We start from the raw sequence: 953 nt of genomic DNA, 5'->3' as shown, positions 1-953 counted from the left end.
TAAACTCCCTCTATAAACATTGATGTATCAACGGTTTCCGCCATTTCATGATGAAGAGAAAATATTTTTTCACTTCATTTACAAACAGTGTTTTGAATTTATTGTTATAATTTACAACTTAGGTGTACGCTTCGCTAAAACTAATGGGAATCATTAGCTTTTTTAATCCACTATGTGATGCACAATGGATCTCTGCGATACTTATGACGACGTACCCTCCCATGTCTCTTAGCGTCATTTGCGCTTACATTCCTTCGTTCGGTCTATTCATAAGGCAGAGGCCTGCTATGCTGCTCCGGAGACTCATAGTCTGAGTTTAGTTATTTTGCTGGCTTCTCCGTGTCATCCTTCTTTTTATAGTTCGATGAAAGAATTGATTACGCTGCCTCTGCGAGACAGTAGAGGTCATTCATCATATGTTGCTCGTTAAAAAATACTTTCTTTTTGCATATGCCATGTAATACCTTCAGTAATTTACCACAGAGTATCACCATTGACTGCTTTCCCCTTAAGGGATTTTGTTGTCGTGTTGTGTAATATTCATGAAGCTTTTTAAACGCTTCGTTATGACGAATAAGCGGGACTATAACCTTAAATAGAGTGTTTCTAAGCTTCCTTCGTCCTCGTTTAGAGATATGTTTTTGTCCCTTATGTTGACCAGACGAGCTTTCACGTAATGTTAATCCCGCTAGTTTTATAAGTTGGCGTGGATTTTCATAAAGTGAGAAGCTTCCTACTTCTGATAGTAAATCAACTATTGTCGCGTCTCCTAAACCAGGAACTGAAGCCAGTATTTCATATTCCATTGTCTTTTGTGCCATTTCAGCTAATTGATTATTTACAGTTTCAATTTCGATTTCTAATAACCGATACTGACGTAAGAGCGTGGCGATTTCGTGTTGGGCCATCTGTGTTCCTTCTGTCAGTCCGATAGAGTTTTGCGCGGCTTCAAT

At 38.6% G+C, this 953-nt stretch carries 1 protein-coding gene; it reads right to left on the bottom strand.

Going from position 1 to position 953, the window contains the following annotated elements; genetic code table 11:
- Nucleotides 1-377: 377 nt before the first annotated feature.
- Nucleotides 378-953, bottom strand: a 576-nt coding sequence (locus ACVYAD_RS25015) for a transposase (protein ID WP_476428289.1), incomplete at its 5' end; no start/stop codon positions are given.

The sequence above is a fragment of the Lysinibacillus sp. G1-3 genome, assembly GCF_056322905.1.
The sequence above is the reverse complement of the archived record's forward strand: the minus strand, read 5'-3'. Positions and strand labels throughout refer to the sequence as shown.